This is a genomic window from Lentimicrobiaceae bacterium (assembly GCA_028697555.1).
In the GTDB taxonomy this organism is placed as follows: Bacteria; Bacteroidota; Bacteroidia; order Bacteroidales; family UBA4417; genus UBA4417.
The window spans coordinates 1-20,231 of the sequence record JAQVEX010000035.1 but is presented as its reverse complement, the minus strand read 5'-3'; the positions used below and the strand labels follow the sequence as shown (position 1 = coordinate 20,231).

General features: G+C 34.9%; 16 protein-coding genes. 6 read left to right on the top strand and 10 right to left on the bottom strand.

The annotated features are described in order from the left end of the window. Positions 1-5: 5 nt before the first annotated feature. The 6 genes from PHP31_06755 to PHP31_06730 all read right to left on the bottom strand — a co-directional run bounded on the left by PHP31_06755 (position 6) and on the right by PHP31_06730 (position 4,187). The gene (locus tag PHP31_06755) at positions 6-998 is read right to left on the bottom strand and encodes a tetratricopeptide repeat protein (GenBank protein ID MDD3738977.1); all 993 of its coding nucleotides are present in this window, start codon (positions 996-998) and stop codon (positions 6-8) included. A gap of 35 nt (positions 999-1,033) precedes the next feature. After that, positions 1,034-2,062, bottom strand: coding sequence for a recombinase RecA (gene recA / locus PHP31_06750; GenBank protein MDD3738976.1), 1,029 nt, complete (start codon positions 2,060-2,062; stop codon positions 1,034-1,036). 91 nt (positions 2,063-2,153) lie between these two features. Further along, positions 2,154-2,597, bottom strand: a complete 444-nt coding sequence (gene bcp, locus PHP31_06745; protein MDD3738975.1) for a thioredoxin-dependent thiol peroxidase — start codon at positions 2,595-2,597, stop codon at positions 2,154-2,156. Positions 2,598-2,610: 13 nt separating this feature from the next. Then, positions 2,611-3,273: an endonuclease III gene (gene nth, locus PHP31_06740; GenBank protein ID MDD3738974.1), complete on the bottom strand. Its 663-nt coding sequence runs from the start codon at positions 3,271-3,273 to the stop codon at positions 2,611-2,613. Between the two features lie 74 nt (positions 3,274-3,347). After that, the gene (locus tag PHP31_06735) at positions 3,348-3,515 is read right to left on the bottom strand and encodes a hypothetical protein (protein MDD3738973.1); all 168 of its coding nucleotides are present in this window, start codon (positions 3,513-3,515) and stop codon (positions 3,348-3,350) included. 78 nt (positions 3,516-3,593) lie between these two features. Beyond that, positions 3,594-4,187: a sigma-70 family RNA polymerase sigma factor gene (locus PHP31_06730; protein ID MDD3738972.1), complete on the bottom strand. Its 594-nt coding sequence runs from the start codon at positions 4,185-4,187 to the stop codon at positions 3,594-3,596. 500 nt (positions 4,188-4,687) lie between these two features. Here PHP31_06730 and rho point away from each other — a divergent pair, with 500 nt between their 5' ends. After that, positions 4,688-6,652, top strand: a complete 1,965-nt coding sequence (gene rho / locus PHP31_06725) for a transcription termination factor Rho (protein MDD3738971.1) — start codon at positions 4,688-4,690, stop codon at positions 6,650-6,652. 159 nt (positions 6,653-6,811) lie between these two features. On the opposite strand, the gene dnaN is transcribed toward rho, so the two are convergent. From dnaN to PHP31_06710, 3 genes are all read right to left on the bottom strand, one after another. Further along, the gene (dnaN, locus tag PHP31_06720; GenBank protein ID MDD3738970.1) at positions 6,812-7,945 is read right to left on the bottom strand and encodes a DNA polymerase III subunit beta; all 1,134 of its coding nucleotides are present in this window, start codon (positions 7,943-7,945) and stop codon (positions 6,812-6,814) included. 98 nt (positions 7,946-8,043) lie between these two features. Continuing rightward, on the bottom strand, positions 8,044-8,670 hold the full coding sequence (gene plsY / locus PHP31_06715) for a glycerol-3-phosphate 1-O-acyltransferase PlsY (GenBank protein ID MDD3738969.1): 627 nt from the start codon (positions 8,668-8,670) through the stop codon (positions 8,044-8,046). A gap of 4 nt (positions 8,671-8,674) precedes the next feature. Then, positions 8,675-9,799: a TlpA disulfide reductase family protein gene (locus PHP31_06710; GenBank protein MDD3738968.1), complete on the bottom strand. Its 1,125-nt coding sequence runs from the start codon at positions 9,797-9,799 to the stop codon at positions 8,675-8,677. A 271-nt stretch (positions 9,800-10,070) separates the two neighbouring features. Here PHP31_06710 and rplS point away from each other — a divergent pair, with 271 nt between their 5' ends. From rplS to PHP31_06685, 5 genes are all read left to right on the top strand, one after another. Further along, the gene (gene rplS / locus PHP31_06705; GenBank protein ID MDD3738967.1) at positions 10,071-10,427 is read left to right on the top strand and encodes a 50S ribosomal protein L19; all 357 of its coding nucleotides are present in this window, start codon (positions 10,071-10,073) and stop codon (positions 10,425-10,427) included. 313 nt (positions 10,428-10,740) lie between these two features. Next, positions 10,741-12,285, top strand: a complete 1,545-nt coding sequence (locus tag PHP31_06700; protein MDD3738966.1) for a leucine-rich repeat domain-containing protein — start codon at positions 10,741-10,743, stop codon at positions 12,283-12,285. 61 nt (positions 12,286-12,346) lie between these two features. Beyond that, complete coding sequence (locus PHP31_06695; protein ID MDD3738965.1) at positions 12,347-14,254, top strand: T9SS type A sorting domain-containing protein; 1,908 nt, start codon at positions 12,347-12,349, stop codon at positions 14,252-14,254. Positions 14,255-14,315: 61 nt separating this feature from the next. Then, positions 14,316-16,178, top strand: a complete 1,863-nt coding sequence (locus tag PHP31_06690; protein ID MDD3738964.1) for a T9SS type A sorting domain-containing protein — start codon at positions 14,316-14,318, stop codon at positions 16,176-16,178. Positions 16,179-16,191: 13 nt separating this feature from the next. After that, the gene (locus PHP31_06685; GenBank protein MDD3738963.1) at positions 16,192-18,183 is read left to right on the top strand and encodes a T9SS type A sorting domain-containing protein; all 1,992 of its coding nucleotides are present in this window, start codon (positions 16,192-16,194) and stop codon (positions 18,181-18,183) included. An 890-nt stretch (positions 18,184-19,073) separates the two neighbouring features. Here the strand turns inward: PHP31_06685 and PHP31_06680 are convergent. Continuing rightward, positions 19,074-20,231: DUF4981 domain-containing protein (locus tag PHP31_06680; GenBank protein ID MDD3738962.1), on the bottom strand; the 1,158-nt coding region annotated here is incomplete at its 5' end.

Here is a 20,231-nt window from a genome sequence, read left to right as displayed (position 1 = left end):
AAATGCTATTCAAGAGAGTCTAACCTGTTAAGACCTTCTATAGCCATTTCATTGTTGGTTTCTAACGAAAGCACTTTCTCGTAGTTAATTCTGGCTTCTTTTATGTTGCCCAACAATTCATAAGAGTAACCTCTGTTGAAGTACGCATTGGTATTGGAGTTATCGTAGTTGATGCATTTGCTAAAAAACTCAATACTTTTATCAAAATCATTCAACATAGCCAAATATACGTAACCCATATTGTAATACGCATTAGAGTTTGTCGAGTCAATTTGCAAAATTTCCTTATACATTTCTATTGCTTCGTAAGGTTTTTCTTCTTGCTGATAAATCATTGCCAAGTCGTATCTTGGTTCTATCTTGTCGGGAAAAAGTTTTGCCGTTGTTTTAAAATAGTCAATAGAAATATTTTTATCGATATTTTGAAATATAAAGCCCAACTGAATAAGAGCATCATATTCTTTAGGGTTAATTTCAATGGCTTTTTGGAAACTTGCAATAGCCTCGTTGGTTTCTTCGTTTTCCATTTCCAACAAACCCTTTATTGTATACGCTTTTGCCGTATTAGGCTCTATTTTAACGATAGTTTCAATTGTTTCAAGGCATTGTTTTTTATCTTTCATCAGAAAATACAATTCGGCTTTGCCCAATAAAAGGTCAATATTATTCTGATTAATGCTAAGCCCTGTATTAATCGCCTCTATAGCGCTTTGAGCTTTTCCCATCGAAATATAAACAGACGACATTATTAAATATACATTGGCATTTTTAGGATCTAGTTCAACAGCCTTGTTAATATCTTCTAAAGCATCATCAAGAGAATTGTTGTATTGGTAATACAATGCTCTTTGCAAGTATAATTCCGGATTTTTCGAGTCTTTTTTTATTTTTTTATTTAAAACCTCGAGTCTATCTTCTGCATCGGAAGTTTGATTCTTATTATTGCACGAAGTAACAACCACTGCGCACAAAGCCACAACGATAAAAAATTTTTTCATTGTATTTGATGTAATTATAGAAGTAACTGATAAATTTATTTGCTAGATAAGGCTTCTCTAATTTTTTGTTCGATAATATCAAACAATTCGGGATTATCCAAGAGTGCTGTTTTAGCAGCCTCTCTTCCTTGTCCTAACTTAGTGTCTTCGTAACTGTACCACGAACCGCTTTTATTAATAATATCAAGGTCGGAAGCTATATCAATAATTTCTCCAACTTTAGAAATTCCTTCACCGTATATAATATCAAATTCTGCTTGCTTAAATGGGGGAGCTACTTTATTTTTAATAACCTTAACTTTGGTGCGGTTTCCAATAATTTCGTCACCTTCTTTAATTTGAGCAGAGCGTCTGATATCAACTCTTACCGATGCGTAAAATTTAAGAGCATTACCGCCTGTTGTAGTTTCAGGATTTCCAAAAATCAAACCTATTTTTTCTCTAAGCTGGTTGATAAAAATACAGCAACATTTTGTCTTGCTGATGGTAGAAGTAAGTTTGCGCATAGCTTGTGACATCAATCTTGCATGAAGACCCATTTTTGAGTCGCCCATTTCGCCTTCGATTTCGCTTTTAGGAGTAAGCGCAGCAACCGAGTCAATAACAATAATATCAATAGCTCCCGATCTGATAAGACTGTCGGCTATTTCAAGAGCTTGTTCGCCGTGGTCGGGTTGCGATACAAGTAGGTTTTCTATATCCACACCAAGTTTTTCGGCGTAAGTTCTATCAAATGCGTGTTCGGCATCAATAAATGCGGCAATTCCGCCTGCTTTTTGCGACTCGGCTATTGCATGGATTGCCAATGTCGTTTTACCCGACGATTCGGGACCAAATATTTCTATAACACGTCCTTTCGGGAAACCTCCAACTCCCAATGCCATATCTAAGCCTAATGAACCTGTAGAAATAACCGGAATTTTTTCAACATTTTCGTCACCCAATTTCATTATTGAGCCTTTTCCGTATGTTTTTTCAATTTTATCTATAGTCAGCTTCAAAGCGTTAAGTTTGCCCTGAGTTTCTTTATCCAATTCTTTTGTTTTTTCTTTTTCTTTTGCCATGAGTCTTATTTTTATAATTTTTGTAAATGATTTTACAAATTTAAACTAAATCGCTAAACTTTATATAAAAAAAGTCATAATAATTTTACGTTTAAATTATCTGAGCAGCGTGGTCTTTTGTTTTAACTTTCGTGATAATATCTTCTATTATTCCGTTTTCATCAATTATGTAAGTTGTTCTGTTAACTCCAAAGTACTCTCTGCCCATAAACTTTTTCTTGCCCCAAACATTATACATGTTAATAATTTCTTTGTCTGGGTCGGGTATGAGAGGGAAAGGAAGCGAATACTTTTGAGCAAACTTCTCGTGTTTTGCAATATTATCAGGACTAACACCTATAACAACATAGTTTTTGTCGATTAGTTCTTTATAATTGTCGCGTAAATTGCAGGCTTGTGCCGTGCATCCGGGCGTATCGTCTTTTGGATAAAAATACAGTACTATCTTTTTGCCGGCAAATTTTGAAATAGAAATTTCGTTACCGTTTTGGTCGGTTGCTTTAAAATCGGGTGCTTTGTCGCCTTTTTGTAAGATTTTCATTTTGAAATTATTTTTTTTGTTTGTTTGATGTTGATTCTTTATAGTATTTGCACAAATCATTTAAGAAACATATTTCGCATATTGGTTTTCTTGCTATACAAGTATATCTTCCGTGCAAAATAAGCCAATGGTGAGCTTTGCCAATAAGGTCTTCTCTAATATATTTAACTAATTGCTGTTCGGTTTTTAAAGGGGTAGTGGCGTTTGTGGTCAAACCGATACGAGCCGAAACTCTATGTACGTGTGTATCGACAGCCATAGCCGGCTTATCATATATCACCGATGCTATTACGTTGGCTGTTTTTCTGCCAACTCCGGGCATTTTTTGCAGTTCGTCAACATCGGAAGGAACAACATTATTAAATTCCGACACAAGCGTTTTAGCCATTCCTATCAAGTTTTTGCTCTTATTGTTAGGATATGAGCAGCTTTTTACAACTTCGTAAACGTCAGAAACTTCAGCCTCCGACAAAACATGAGCATCGGGAAATTTTTCAAAAAACGACGGAGTTATCATGTTCACACGTTTATCAGTACATTGAGCCGATAAAATGACGGCAACAAGCAGTTGGTAAGGGCTCTTGTAGTTGAGTTCCGTTTCGGCAACGGGCATGTTTTTTTCAAAACGCTCAATAACCGCATCGAAAAGTTGCTTTTTACTTTTAGACATTGTGCAATATAACCTATACGTACAATAGGCGACTTGAAAAATCGCCTATTGTATCACAAATGATAATTAATAAATTAATTTAGGATAAACTGCAAGCGAGTTCCGTCGCTGCACTTTGTAACATATAGGGCGTAAGAATACGCCATTATGTTTTTGATTGCAACCTCCGAAGGCATAAATTTGTTTTCTCTATGCTTTATTTTGGTTGTTGAATTTTTTTTAAGGGTAGAGTTTTTTATCATGGTGCGAATTTAAGTTTGACATAATTTGTTTAACTTAAAACGTACCTTAATAAAAAATATTGTGCAAATTTTTAATAATTATGCGTTAAGTTCAATTTTATTTTCGGCTATCAATTTTCGCAGATTTATAAGGGCATATCTCATTCTGCCCAATGCGGTATTGATGCTTACTGACGTCTGTTCGGCTATGTCTTTAAAGCTCATATCCTCGTAGTGTCGCATAATCAACACTTCTTTTTGTTCGTCGGGCAAATAATTGATTAAGTTTCTGACGTCGGCATGAATTTGTTTTGTAACCAATTGTTCTTCAATTGAAGCGGTAGGTTCAGAAATCAAATCAAAAATATCGTAGTCGTCGTTGTAGGCTTCAACTGTCTGCATTTTTTTATTCTTTCTGAAATGGTCAATTATTAAGTTGTGAGAAATTCTCATAACCCATTGAACAAATTTACCTTCTTCTTTGTAATAGCCCAATTTTAAAGTGTTAATAACCTTAATAAAAGTGTCTTGGAAAATATCGTCGGCGCAGGAAGAATCTCTAACCATCATTAAAATATAGGTATATACCTTTTGGCGATGTCTGTTTATTAAGACTTCGAGACACTTGTTATCACCGGCAATATACTCATCAATTAGCTGTTTGTCGCTAACTTGCGAAGTGTTTGTTGTCATAACTTCTTATTGTTAGTATGATATTTACTTTAATTTAGAGTAGAAATTTGCCGATAAGTGTCCTCCTATAATTTTAAAATGTTGATATTTTGTTAGATATTCTGTGCAAAAATAATTACTTTTTCATATTATCCAAATAAAACTTAAAAAATATTAAAGATTTTTTACGAATTTCTATTATTAAAAAGTCTTGAAATACGCGGTGTAGCCCTTATATAGTAGTTGCAAATGCATATATAGTTAGAGTTTTGCAAAATTGTGTGCAAGTAAATACGGTAATTTATGAAAAACAATTCAACATTTTTTTTGCAAATTGAATTAAAGTTATATCTTTGCAAAAAAATCAAAGTTCTTATTTCCCAAAGATTACTTACCTTATTTCCTTTAATCACATAATAGCAGGGTGTTGTAGTCTTTTCAATATCAGTAATATCAAATAAGATTTATCGGTTTATATTTTAAAAATCCAATCTAAGATTTATAATCAAATAATATATTTTATGTACGATAAAAAAGAGTTAGAAAGCAAATTGTTGAGCGAATTACGCGTGATAGCCAAAGACTTTAAAATTAAAAAAGTCGACTCTTACAAAAAACAAGATCTAATATATCAAATCCTTGATTTTCAGGCTGCAAATCCTTCCGAAGCGGTTGTTAAGAAGGAGCAAAGTGAGCAAAAAGCCAAAAAAGAAACGAGAGGCAGAAAACGAATAACCAACAGAAATGCTATAGTTGCGAGTTCGGTTAAACGCGATATTTCGCAACCTGCTAGTGGTACAAGCACCACCAAAGTGGATAGTGCCAAACCCGACGAAAAAGTACAACCCAAAGAGAAAACGGTTGAGAATAAGCTAAATACGAGCGAGCAAAAACGCAGTAGTGAGGTAGTAAGCAGTCCTGTTAATCCCAAAACGGGACAAAGTTCGGCTGAAAAAAATAAAAGAAACGATAAACACAAACGTAAATTTACTAATAATAAAACAGAGGTAGATAAAAAACCTGCCACGGAAGTTGTTAGCACAAAAGCGAATGTAGCTGCCGATTTATTCGACAACGAAGATGCCGGAATGATTTTGGACGACATGTATTTGCCATCGTTTGACCTAAAAGATGAGATGGATGCATATACCGACAAAGAGGAGTATGTTGATATATCGGAAAGTAAAACTATAGATGAAAAGCCATTGGAAGTTAAAAAGGCAAAGGTTGAAGAAGATAAACCTAATGGCGAACAGAGCAAAAACGGTGTTGGCAGTTCGGATAACAAAAACAATAAGAACAGATTTCAGGATAAAAAACAAAACAACAATAATCAGCAAGCACACAGAGAACCTTTCTCGTGGGAAGTTGAAGGTATTGTAAAATGTGAAGGTGTGTTGGAAATTATGCCCGAAGGATACGGTTTTATCAGGTCTTCCGACTATAATTATCTTAACTCGCCCGACGATGTTTATGTTTCGCAATCGCAGATAAAGTTGTTTGGATTAAAAACCGGCGACACCATAGAAGGTACAATTCGTCCGCCTAAAGAGGGCGAAAAATATTTTCCGCTTATAAGAGTTGAAAAAATAAACGGAATGCTTCCCGACGATATTCGCGACCGTATTCCTTTTGATTATCTCACACCATTGTTTCCGGAAAAGAAGTTTAACCTTACCGGACATCCGCAAAACTCCATGAGTACACGTATTGTCGATTTGTTTAGTCCTATCGGTAAAGGTCAGAGAGGTTTGATTGTGGCTCAGCCCAAGACAGGTAAAACTGTTCTTTTAAAAGAAATAGCTAATGCCATTGCATATAATCACCCTGAGGCTTATTTAATAGTTTTGCTTATTGATGAGCGTCCCGAAGAGGTTACCGATATGGCAAGGAATGTTAATGCCGAAGTTATTGCTTCTACTTTTGACGAACCTGCAGCCAGACACGTTAGAATTGCAAATTTGGTTTTAGAAAAAGCCAAGCGACTCACCGAATGCGGACACGACGTTGTTATTCTGTTAGACTCTATTACCAGATTGGCAAGAGCATACAACACTGTTGCTCCGGCTTCGGGTAAAGTGTTATCGGGTGGGGTAGAGGCTAATGCACTTCAAAAACCTAAGAGATTTTTCGGAGCTGCTCGTCAGATTGAAAATGGCGGCTCGCTTACTATTATTGCAACTGCTCTTACCGAAACTGGTTCGCGTATGGACGAGGTTATTTTTGAAGAATTTAAAGGAACCGGAAACATGGAGTTGCAACTTGATAGAAAATTATCCAACAAACGTATATTCCCAGCCGTTGATATTACAGCTTCGAGTACACGTAGAGACGACTTGCTACTTGATAAAGAAGTATTGCAAAGAATTTGGATATTGAGAAATATGCTCGCAGATATGAATTCGGTAGAGGCTATGGAGTTTATTAAAGATAAGATGAAATTTACCGAAACTAATGAGGAGTTTCTAATTTCTATGAATGGGTAGGTACTTGGCTAGTTTTGAGTTTCGAGTTTCGAGTTTCGAGTGTCAAAACTCCCGACTCATAACTCATAACTCATAACTTCTGACTCCAAACAGAAAGAATATAAAAAAAGCATTTCGGAATAAACTCCGAAATGCTTTTTTTGTTTTTAAAGTCTTCAACTATCCGTTAACAATCTGCAATGGCATAATTACCATAACGATGTCTTCGTCGGTGTTTTCGTTATCTTCGGGTTGAATTAAACCGGCTCTGTCGGGATTTCCGAGTAAGAAAACAACGTTTTTTGTATCTAAATTGCCTAGTAGTTCTAATAAATATCTGTAGCTGAAAGCAATTTTCATATCTTCGCCGCTGTACGAACATTCAATACGTTCAACGCCTTGATTTGAGTAGTCGATATCTTCAACTTCCATAACCAATTCCTGACCGCTTAGTGTGAAAACCAACTGCTGTGTACTTTGATTGGCAAAAGGAACAAGACGATTGATTGAGTTAATAAGCAATTCGCGATCGGCTACAAGTTTGTTTTCGTTGGCTTGAGGTATAACAGCTTTGTAGTTTGGATAACGAGCATCGATAAGTCGAGCGTAAATAATGTCTTTATCCATGTTGAAGCAAATATGCTTGTCGTTGTACGATATTTTTGCAGTTTCGTCGGAGTTTGTAAGTAAGTTTCTTAGAACGTTCAACGGTTTTTTTGCTACCACAAATGATGTGCTTATATTCGGATTTGCATCGTTTCTGGTGTATTTGACCAACTTGTGAGCATCGGAAGCTACTAAAGTAAGCGAATCGGTATCAACTTCAAAGAAAACACCGTTGATAGCAGGACGTCTTTCGTCGTTGCCGGTTGCAAAAACCGTTTTATTTATTCCATCGCGCAAAAGTCCGGAATTCAAATAAAATTCATTTTCTTTTTCTATTTCGGGCAGTTCGGGAAACTCTTCGGCATTGTGTCCGGTAAGTCGGTATTTACCTTCGTTGCTATTGATATCTATGCTAAGTTTTTCCAAATCGATATTAAAAGTAACAGGAGCATCGGGTAAAAATTTTAAGAAATCTAAAAGCGGACGAGCCGGAACTGTAAATTTACCTTCGCCGTTAGAGTTTGCAAGTTCTAATGTGATTTTTAGCGTAGTTTCCAAATCGGTAGCTGTAATTGTCAAATTGTTTCCTTGCAAATCGATAAGAAAATCCTGAGTTATGGGTAAAGCTTTATTGGTTGATACTACACCGATTAGTTGTTGCAACTTTTTTTCTAGAACTTGACTATTAATAACAAAATTGATGTTCATATGTTTATCGTTTTTATATTATTTGTTTATTATTTTTTCGATTAAAAAATTAACAATAATGCCAATTTCATTTTTTTTGTAAAGATATAAAATTTAAGTTAATGCTTATTTTTTTTTGAAATAAATTTATTTTCATTTCCATTTATAAGTCTTTTAATATTTTTGCGATGCATAAAAACAACGAAAACGGCAATAATAAATGCAGCAATTATAAGGCTTAAGCTGTCGTTTTGAAAAATAAGCGTTAAAATTGGCAGTGTGATAGCAGCTGTTATTGAACCCAAAGAAATAAAGTTGGATATTGCAACAACGGCAACAAATAGAACTAAAATAATTGCAATAATTATGGGATTGTACAATGCTATGGCAACTCCTATAAGTGAAGCCACTCCTTTACCACCTTTGAAGTTTGAAAATATCGGCAAAACATGCCCGATAACAACAGCAAATCCAAGAATAATTTGGTAGTCGATGTTTGAAATTAAAGTTGATGTATTTTCAAATAAATAAGGGATATATTTTACCGCAAGAAATGCTTTTGCAAAATCGATAAGCAAAACAATAATAGCCGGAGCCGTGCCCAACAACCTGAATGTGTTTGTTGCACCTGCATTTTTACTACCTTCTTCCTTGACATTTATTCCAAAAAACCATTTCCCTATCCAATAAGCCGATGAAAATGAGCCAACTAAGTACGATAGTATAATGCCAAAAACAATATTCATAGGTTTATTTGTTGTTTATTAATTCTTTTATTTTGTTTTCCAAGTCGTCGCCCATAAGGTTTTTGGCAGCAATTTTTCCTTCTTTATCAATAATAAATGTATGCGGAATTGATATCACACCGTAATTTAAGGCAGCTTCCGATTTCCAATATTTCAAATCGCTGACGTGATTTTTCCAGCTAAGTTTATCTTTAGCAATTGCGTTCACCCAATCGTCTTTGGTTCTGTCTAACGACACGCTATAAACATCAAATCCAAAATCTTTATACTTTTCGTATAGTTGAACTACTTGCGGATTTGCTTTTCTGCAAGGCATGCACCACGAAGCCCAAAAATCCAACAGCACAATTTTTCCTTTAAGGTCTGATAGTTTAATGTATGTACCGTTAGGATCGGGCAAGTCTATTTCGGGTGCAGGGCTGCCGACTGCGGTTTTGCGTAGGATAGCGATTTTATTCTCGAAAAACTTTGCGTAGTTATTATTGGGATGAGCTTTAACAATAGCCGATGCAGCTTGGCTAATAGTATTAAAGTCGTTGTTGATGTCAAGACGGTCAAACAAAAACAGCCATGCCAACGACGAAGGATTTTTATTTATTTCAGAAGTTATGAAAAACCTTCGCTTATCGTGATTGTTTAAAATTTCAGTCCAAATTTGTTTTGAAAGTGTAGTATCGGGTATTGCAATAGCTTGGTTGTACGCCCTTCTGAGCGAATCTTCGGCAATATCATATACTCTTACATTATTCATAACCGAATAAAGCAGTTGTGTGTGTTCGGAGCCGGATATTTCGCTATTTATTCCGAAAACCGGCGAAGCGTTGTTGACAACAATGTTTTCGCCAGGGGAAACAATCATCGTAATAAAATTATTATCGTTGATTGTAAGTCGCACTATATTGGTTTCGGTGATAAATAAAACTAATTTAAAGTTGCCGTTGCTTTCAATATTTGAAGTTGCAATACTCACGTACGCATTATTTGAAACAGTATCGGCGCTTATTGTTTTATAATTGGGCGTGTTTACAATGTTTCCTTGTATAGTGGTAGGTATTATCTGTGATTTAGCACTTGTTGAGAGTAGTGTTAACGTTAGTATAGTGATAATGAGTTTTGTTATATTTTTCATATCTGTAAGTTCTGAGTTCTGAGTTCAGAGTTCTGAGTTATGAGTTATGAGTTATGAGTTGTGAGTTCTCGACACTCAATACTCGACACTCAATACTCAATACTCAAAATTATAAATTTACGTTTCAAAAAACAGTGCACAAATTTATACAAATTCTGTGAAGCGAAAAAAAATAACAAAATAAATTGAAAAGATTACTTTGGATTGTAAAAAAATGTATATCTTTGCAATCTTTTTAAACGAAATTACAAAATATATAATAAAAATAGAGATGAGTAAGAAGGCTTTAATTCAGTATGTTGAAGACAACTTTGTTGAAAAGAAGGAGTATCCTAAGTTTGGAGCTGGCGATACAGTTACTGTAAAATATAAAATTAAGGAAGGCGACAAAGAACGTATTCAGGCTTTTCAGGGTGTAGTATTGCAGCGTTCGGGCTCGGGAGCATCAGAAACTTTTACTGTAAGAAAAGTTTCGGGTACTGTTGGTGTTGAAAGAATATTTCCAATTAATTCGCCATTTATCGATGGTATTGATGTAAATAAACACGGTTCGGTTCGCAGGGCAAGAATATTTTATTTGCGTAAACTTAAAGGTAAAAAAGCTAGAATTAAAGAAAGAAGAGTTTAAGAAACATTTTTTCATTTTATATAAATTTAAGATTATATTTTTCGCTAAAAAGGTTGTCTTTGTAAGAAGACAGCCTTTTTTTTGTAATTTCACAGAAAAAACACAAATATTTAATTTGTTTATTGTTAATTATTGTTAACTTTGCCCAGATAGGTTAGTTGTAATAAGTTAGTGAGCCTTTTTGGGCTTATAAAAATAGCGTGTCCGTAAATAATCTGAAAATCAACAGGTTGAATATTGATGTTTAAAATATTTAATATAATTATACAATAGATAACAAATAGATTTAATAATAACCTAAATAATTACAGTTATGAAAACAAAAGTAAAAACCATTTTGGCTATTATGGTTGTAGCCATTTTTGCCAATACTAACTTGGCAACAGCGCAAAACATGTCGCGATGGGTAGAGCTAAATGTACAACAAGGAGAGACTATAAATTTTTGGCTTGCGTCAAATGTATCAAACACACCTGTAAGGGTAATAAGTGGCTCTACAGATACAATTGTTAAGGTGTTTTCGTTCGGTACTCAAGCAACCTGCTACGCAGATTCCAATATAATGAGATTATATGGAAATATCAAACAGATTAATTGTGGCGGCAACGAAAGTAAAATTACAGGCGTAGATGTTTCCAATAATACAATGCTGACCGTTTTGAATTGCAACAACAATAGTCTTACTTCTATAGATGTTAGTGGACTTACATCGTTTGAAGCTTTGTATTGCAGCAACAATAGTCTTACTTCTATAGATGTTAGCGGGCTTCCATCGTTATGGCTTTTGGATTGCAGCAACAATAGTCTCACTTCATTAGACGTTGGCGGGCTTACATCGTTATGGACTTTGGATTGCAGCAATAATAGTCTCACTTCATTAGATGTTAGTGGGTTGACAACATTAATAGAATTGTATTGTTACGACAATAATCTCAGCTCATTGAATTTCGATGAAACTATGTTGTTAAATGAATTGGATTGTAGCAGCAATAGTCTCACTTCATTAGATGTTAGCGGGCTTACATTGTTATTAACTTTGCGTTACAACAACAATAGTATTACTTCCTTAGATTATAGCGGGTTTACGAGGTTGGAAACTTTGTGTTGCGACAACAATGGCATTACTTCTTTAGATGCTAGCAGTCTTACATCGTTAGAAACTTTGTGTTGTAACAACAATAGTCTCACTTCTTTGGATGTTAGTAATTCGAGATTTTTAACACATTTAGAGTGTGCTAACAATGAACTTACATTATTGAATACTAAGGCGTTAGCTGGTATTCGCAAGTTGTATTGCAACAATAATTTACTCACCTCTTTGGATGTTAGTAAATTTATATCATTAAATTGTTTGGTATGCTACGGCAATAACTTTACTACTCAGGCATTAGACCAAATATACTGTGATTTGCCTAAAATGTACTGTAAAGGTCGAGCGGTAACACCCTGTTATGGAAGAATCTTTCCTATTTATGATGAATCTTCTCCCGATTACTCCAAAGTTGTCGCTACCAACAAACAAAACGCAAGGCGTAAAAGTTGGCTAGTACAGTACGCTTGCGATTCTTCAGATGTCTATACGACAGGTACTTATCAATGCGAAACTAGCACAAGTTTAGAAGATATTTCTCAAACAACCATTTATCCAAATCCGGTTAACGATATTCTTTATATAAATACCGACAGCCGTATAACAAGCATTGAAATTTATGATATTTACGGCAGATTGGTGCTTAATAAAACCCAATTAGCTGCTACTAAGAGCAATGTTGATGTGTCGTTTCTGACGAATGGCGTTTACGTGCTACGGCTTGGCACAACCAAAGGTACAACTGAACTTAAATTTATTAAACAGTAAATTTTTAAAAGCGATATAACTTATTATTTTGTATTAAAAGTATAACTTAAAAAATAGAAATATGAAAACAAAAGTAAAAACCATTTTGGCTATTATGGTTGTAGCCATTTTTGCCAATACTAACTTGGCAACAGCACAAAATATGTCGCGATGGATAGAATTGACGGTTGAACAAGGCAATTATATGGGACTTGACTTTATAGCGAGCGAAGCAAACACTCCTGTTAGGATTGTAAGCGGTTCCACAGATATTATTGTTACTGTTGATACAAACTGGATTGGAGTCCAAAATTACTATTCCGACTCTACCAAAATGAGGATATATGGTGATATTACAGGGTTTGATTGTAGTAATAACTATAGTGATATCACAAGCTTAGATGCTTCTAATAGTAATTTGTTGTCTAAATTATATTGTGAACTTAATCATATTACATCAATTGACTTAAGCGGACTTGTTTCACTTAAATTACTAAAATGTGATAGAAATAAGCTTACATCATTGGATATCAGTGAACTTACTTCATTAGAAGAGTTGATTTGTTACGATAATAGTCTATCTTCTTTGGTTATGGGCGAGAATACAGCATTAAAAAAAATTAAATGCGAAAATAACAAACTCATATCATTGAATGCAAGCGGACTTACCGCACTACAAGAATTGCGGTGCAACAACAATGAACTCAGTTCATTAGATGTTAGCGGATTAACAGCGTTACATACTTTGCATTGTAGTAGTAATAGTCTCACCTCGATAGATGTTAGCGGACTTACTACGTTGAAAGATTTTAGGTGCGGAAATAATAATCTCACATCTATTAATTTAAGTGGGGCAACAGCATTAGAAATACTGTATTGCGATGGCAATAATCTTGCTAATATAGATTTAAGCGGACTCGTTTCACTTAAATTACTAATATGTGGCAAAAATAGGTTTACATCATTGGATATCAGCGAGCTTACTTCATTAGAAGAATTGATTTGTTACAATAGTAGTCTATCTTCTTTAGTTATAGGCGAGAATACAGCATTAAAAAAAATTAAATGCGAAAGAAACAAACTTACATCATTGAATGCAAGCGGACTTACCGCGCTACAAGAATTGTGGTGCCACAATAATAGTCTCACCTCATTGGATGTTAGCGGACTTACAGCGTTACATACTTTGCATTGTAGTGGTAATAGTCTCACCTCGATAGATGTTAGCGGACTTACTGCGTTGAAAGATTTTGGGTGCGAAGCTAATAATCTCACATCTATAAATTTAAGTGGGGCAACAGCATTAGAAATATTTTATTGCACTAACAATAATCTTACTAATATAGATTTAAGTGGACTTGTGGCTTTAAAAACTTTGCATTGTGCGTACAATAATCTAAATTCCTTAGATTTAAGCGGACTTGATGCGTTACAAATTTTGGTTTGTGGTATGAATAATCTCACTTCATTAGACGTAAGCAGACTAACATCGCTACATTCCTTGTATTGCGGGGGCAATAATTTTACTACTCTGGCTATAGACCAAATATACTGCAACTTACCTTCAAGGTTATATAACTACTACAAAGGGTATATTAATCCTATTCCACCGTTTACTTCGTATGACTCAATAGTAGCAGCCACAAATAGCCAAAATGCAATAGATAGGAATTGGGAGGTAGTGGACTATTATGATATGCCAATACCTACAACAGGTACTTACCAATGTGTACCCAACGCTAGCATAAAGGATTTTGCCGAAATAAAAATTTATCCAAATCCGGTAAATGAAGTCCTTTGCATTATTGCCGACGATAACCAAATAAACAGCATTGAAATTTATGATATTTATGGCAGATTGGTACATAATAAAACCAAATTAGCTGCTACTAAGAGCACTGTAGATGTGTCTTATTTGACGAGTGGCGTTTACGTGCTGCGGCTTGATACAACAAAAGGTACAACTGAACTTAAATTTGTGAAACAGTAAATTTTTCTAAGCAATGTAATTTATTATTTTGTATTTAAGATATAACTTAAAAAATAGAGATATGAAAACAAATGTAAAAACCATTTTGGCTATCATGGTTGTAGCCGTATTTGCCAATGTAAATCTGGCAACAGCACAAAACATGTCGCGCTGGGTAGAGTTGGGTGTTCAACAAGGAGAGAATATACATTTTCGGCTTACGTCAACTACATCAAACACACCTGTAAGGGTAATAAGTGGCTCTACAGATACAATTGTTAGGGTGTCTTATTTTGGGACTCTAGCAAATTGCTATGCAGATTCTAATATAATGAGATTATATGGAGATGTCAAAAAGGTTGATTGCAGTGGCAACCAAACTAAACTTACAAGCGTAGATGCTTCAAATAACACAATGCTGACATTATTGAATTGTGGGAACAATAGTCTCACATCTTTGAATGTTAGCGGACTTACATCGTTAGAAACTTTGGATTGCGGAAACAATAGTCTTACTTCCTTGGATGTTAGCGGGCTCACATCGTTAGAAACTTTGTATTGCGGAAACAATAGTCTCACTTCTTTGAATGTTGACGGTGCTACCGGATTAAAAGTATTGTATTGCAACAATAATAGTCTCGCTTCTTTGAATGTTAACGGTGCTACCGGATTAGAAGTATTGTATTGTTACGAAAATAGTCTCACCTCTTTAAATGTAAGCAGTCTGACAGAACTGACAGAATTGAAGTGCCACTACAACTGTCTCACCTCTTTGAATGTCAGTGGGCTTACGCTTTTAGAGCAATTGGCATGTAGTAACAACAATCTTTCTTCTATAGATGTTAGTGGGCTTACATCGTTAAAAAGTTTGAATTGCGAAAAGAACAGTCTCACTTCATTAAATGTTAGCGGGCTTACATCGTTAGAAACTTTGCGTTGCAACGACAATAGTCTTACTTCGTTAGATGTTAGTGGACTTACATTGTTATCGACTTTGCGTTGCAATGACAATAATCTCAGCTCTTTGAATTTCGGTTTACCTACGACGTTAAAATATTTGTATTGCAACAACAATAATCTCACTACTTTAGATATTAGCAGGCAAATGGGCTTATCAACTTTGTATTGCAACGACAATAATATCACTTATTTGAATCTTAGCAGACTTACGGGGTTATTATCTTTGTGTTGCGACAACAACAATCTCACTTCTTTAGACACTAGGAGACTTACATCGTTAAAAACTTTGTATTGTAACAACAATAGTATCACCTCTTTGGACGTAAGTAATTCGGAACGTTTAAGACATTTGGAATGTGCTAACAATGAACTTACATCTTTAAATTTGGGTGTATTAGTTTTTCTTGGCGAGTTGTATTGCAACAATAATTTACTCACATCTTTGGATGTGAGTGGATTAAAAAGGTTAGATGGTTTGGTATGCTACGGCAATAACTTTTCTACTCTGGCATTAGACCAAATATACTGTGGTTTACCTCAAATATACTGTAAAAATCGAACGGTAACGTCTTGTGATTATGGAAGAATCTTCCCTATTTACGATGCATCTTCTCCCGATTATTCTAAAGTAGTAGCTACTAATAGCTCGAACGCAGTGATTAAAAGTTGGAAAGTGCAGTATGCTTGCGATTCTTCGCGTGTCAACACGACAGGCACTTACAAATGCGGAACTAGCACAAGTTTAGAAGATATCGCTCAAACGACCATCTATCCAAATCCGGTTAACGATATTCTTTATATAAATACCGACAGCCGAATAACAAGCATTGAAATTTATGATGTTTATGGCAAGTCGTTACTTAACAAAACTAAGTTGCCTACTAGTGATAATTCTGTTGATGTATCATATCTGACGAAAGGCGTTTATGTACTCAGACTTGGTACAACAAAAGGTACGGCTGATTTTAAATTTATAAAACAATAAATTTTAAAAAGATATGATTAAAAAAGTAAAAATCATTTTGGCTATTATAGTTATAGCCATATTTGCCAATGTAAACTTAGCAACAGCACAAAATATGTCGCGCTGGGTAGAATTGACGGTTGAACAAGGCAATTATATGAGACTCTACTTTCTAGCGAGTGAAGCAAACACACCTGTTAGGATTGTAAGCGGTTCTACCGACACAACAGTTATAGCTTTCACCGTCTGGCCTACTGCCCTAATCGTAAACTTTGACTATTACGCTGATTCAACTACTGTGAGAGTATATGGTGATATAATAGGATTCGACTGCAGATTTAACTACGGAAATCTAACAGACATAAACATACAAAACAACACCCAGCTAGTTGATTTGTTCTGCTTAGGCAACAGTCTTACATCTCTTGACCTTAGTGGAGCCACATCGCTAAAAACATTAATTTGCGGATACAATGGTTTTACATCTTTGGATGTTAGTGAAGCTACGGCACTCCAAAGTTTGGATTGTCAGAATAATGGTCTCACATCTCTGAATGTTAGTGGAGCTACAGAATTAAAAATTTTAAATTGTAAGAACAATTGTCTCACATCCTTGAATTGTCTTACAGGTCCTACTGCATTGGAAGAATTAGATTGTAGCGGTAACAGTTTTACATCCTTCGATTTAAGCGGACTTACTACGCTAAAAGCATTAATTTGTCAATACAACAGTTTAACATCTTTGGATGTAAGCGAACTTACCTCATTAGAATATTTTGACTGTTCGTATAATAATCTTTCATATTTGGACAAAAGCCAACTTACAACATTAAAATCTTTGATATGCTCCAACAACGATTTCACTTCTATAGACGTAAGCGGACTTTCTGCATTAGAATATTTATACTGCTATGACAACGATCTTACTTCTTTAAATTTAAGCGGACTATCATCTATAGTTTCTATAGGTTGCCAAAATAATAATCTCACGTCTTTGGACTTAAGTGGGTCAACTACACTAAAATATTTGATCTGCCACGAAAATAGTCTTACATCTCTTGATTTAAGTGGGTATACTGCGTTAAGAGAGTTGTGGTGCTATGACAATAATCTCACATCTTTAAATTTAAGTGGAAATGCAGCAATGAGGATTTTACGCTGCAATATCAACAATTTAACAACTTTAGATGTTACAGATGCTATATCATTAGAATATTTTAATTGCTCAGATAATAATCTAACATCTCTATATGTAAGCGGTCTTAGTTCTTTGAGAGTATTGGGCTGCACAAATAATAATCTTTCATCTATCGATTTAAGCGGGCTTACTGCTATAGAAAGATTAGGTTGTAGCGGTAATAACTTTGCATACTTAGATGTAAACGAACTTACAACGTTAGAAATGTTTGGTTGTTCATATAATAATCTCACTTCTTTAGATGTTAGTAAACTTATACTGTTGAGTCTATTATATTGTAACGACAACAATCTCACTTCTTTGGATTTAAGCAATAATACGGAATTGAGAATATTGTCTTGCTGGAATAACAACTTTACCACCCAAGCTTTAGACCTAATATACTGCGATCTTCCAACAAGGGCTGTAAACGATTATCCGAAGATTTATCCGGTTTATGATGTATCATCTCCGGATTACCCAACAGTAATGGCTACTAATAGTCAAAATGCCATAGATAAAAATTGGATCTTACGATACGGCTATAACTATTATTTAAACTTACCTGCCACAACTGGTACTTATCAGTGCGAAACAAGCATAAATATAAAGGATATTGCCGAAGTTAATATTTATCCAAACCCTGTCAGTAATATTCTTAACATTGATACCGATAACCAAATAAACAGCATTGAAATTCATGATATTTACGGCAGATTGGTGCTTAACAAAACTAAGTTGGCTGTTAGTAATAATTCCGTTGATGTATCATATCTGACGAAAGGCGTTTACGTGCTACGGCTTGATACAACAAAAGGGACAACTGAACTTAAATTTGTGAAACAGTAAAAAATATTATTGTCCGATAAATATAAATTTAGCCGTTAGCTGTTGGCTCTTGGCTTTTAGGCCCGAAACTTAGGGGCTATGTTTAGCCGGCAACTAACAGCTAATGGCAGTTCCAATTAGACTTTTTTTGTAATCGATAATCTTTTACAGTTTTAATTTTGTTTTTTTCATTTTCTTTGCTTGTCCAAAGAAAACGAAACAAAAGAAAAGACACTTTTTACAAGGAATTTTTTATTGCCTTGTGGCAATAAAAACCGTATAAAAGAAACTAAATTTCTTACAGGGATTCAGAAATTTTTAACGTTTCTTTTATACATATTCTGCGTAAAAAGGCTTTTAAAATAGTGAAATTTTACCACCGACTCGTTAGCTTTTGCAAATTAAGTGTAAGTCAACGACTTTGTTAAACATTTTAGCAATAAATACACTTCCCTCTTTTCATTTAAATAATTTGTCACGGTAAGGAAGGACAATAGCTAAAAATCTAGCTTTAAAAATGACGGCATACATTTCTGCTGAATGGAGTTCGAAATAAATCCCAAGTGAGGGCGGGAAGCTCCGAGCTTGCGAGGAGATCACCCGCACGAGCTCAGGATTTATGAGAACGCAATTCAGTAAAGAAATGTCAGCCTTGATTTTTTGGTTCTTTTTTATCACCCGAGTACCGTGATAAACGGTATGAGAGCATTGAGTACCTTTAAAATTAATACTGAACGAAATAACAAAAAAGAACGTAAAGAAAAATAGAAACTTTAAAGCCAAATTTTGTTTCAAACCCGAAACTTCTGGACTAAAAACCAACAATAGCTTTGTGATTAATGATATTATCGTACAGTAATGAAAAAAAGGGAGACGTGCTGTCTCCCATTTACATCATTTTTTGTTACAACTTAAAACAAAGGTGTAATACTGAAACTGTATTCGTGCGTTTTGTTAGGAAATATACGATGTATGTCATAAGGTTTTGAACCCCAACTATCGTCTCCGCCTAGTCCTACCATTTTGTGGTCAATGCGTAGCTCTGTAAAGTTGCCTTCCTTAACGTCTTTTATTGTTCTGAATGTTTTTTCAAGTCCTTCGTCCAAATCGGCGATAGAGTAGTGTAGAGCGCTAAAACCCAAAGGATTATCAATTGCATCAACTCTGATACCCAAATTGAAAATATTTGTCAGCGAAAGGTATCTGGTATCGGTTTTGTATCCGTTTTCTTGCGGACGTGCATAAGCGTAGTATTGGTCGTGTACGGTAGAATTATAAAGTCCTATAAACGATGCAGTGTTTCTGTCTATATAGTTCTCTTCGGGACCGCGACCGTAATATTGCAATTTGTTAAATTGTTTTTTCAATTGCATTTTCATTCCTATAACCGGAATTTCGGGTATTGTGGTATCTGCAGGTGTGTATTTGTACGAAACATTAATTTGTCCGTTTCCGGCAATTTGGTAGTCAATTTCAAGGGTGCCGTAGTTGTTATTCAAAATCTGCGAAGTTTTTAAAACTACGTTGTTGTCGGCTGTTGTAACAATCTCGTGTTTGTAGTTTTTGCTTTCTTCAACGATGGTTTTCCACGCCACACAGCGCTTTTGCATTCCGTTACCAAAGTCGTTGTCGGTTGGAGCACGCCAAAAGTTAGCAGTAAGCGGAGCTTCAAGGATTTCATAATCGTTGAGTACGTAGCTGCTTATTGCGTTTATACTTTTATCGAATTTTATTGAGAAATTTTCGCCGGACAATATAATATCGTTTTTGTTTTCAGAAACTGCAACTTTTTTATCGCCTTTATATAAATTTGGTTTCAAATCGGCTTTTTTTACGATAAATTGCTCCGAAGCCATAACATGACCAAACGGCACGCCAATAGTTTCCTTCATATTAACGGCATAAATATTGAAAAGCACTTCGTTGTATTTGTCTAAGTCAATTTTTTCAATATCTAAGCCAACGGTTTTTTCTTCCTGCGGATTGATAGAACCAAAAATAGCCAATGGCGATTGCTGTATAATTTTTCCGTCGGCAACTATTTCCCAATTAAACAAATAATAATCGGT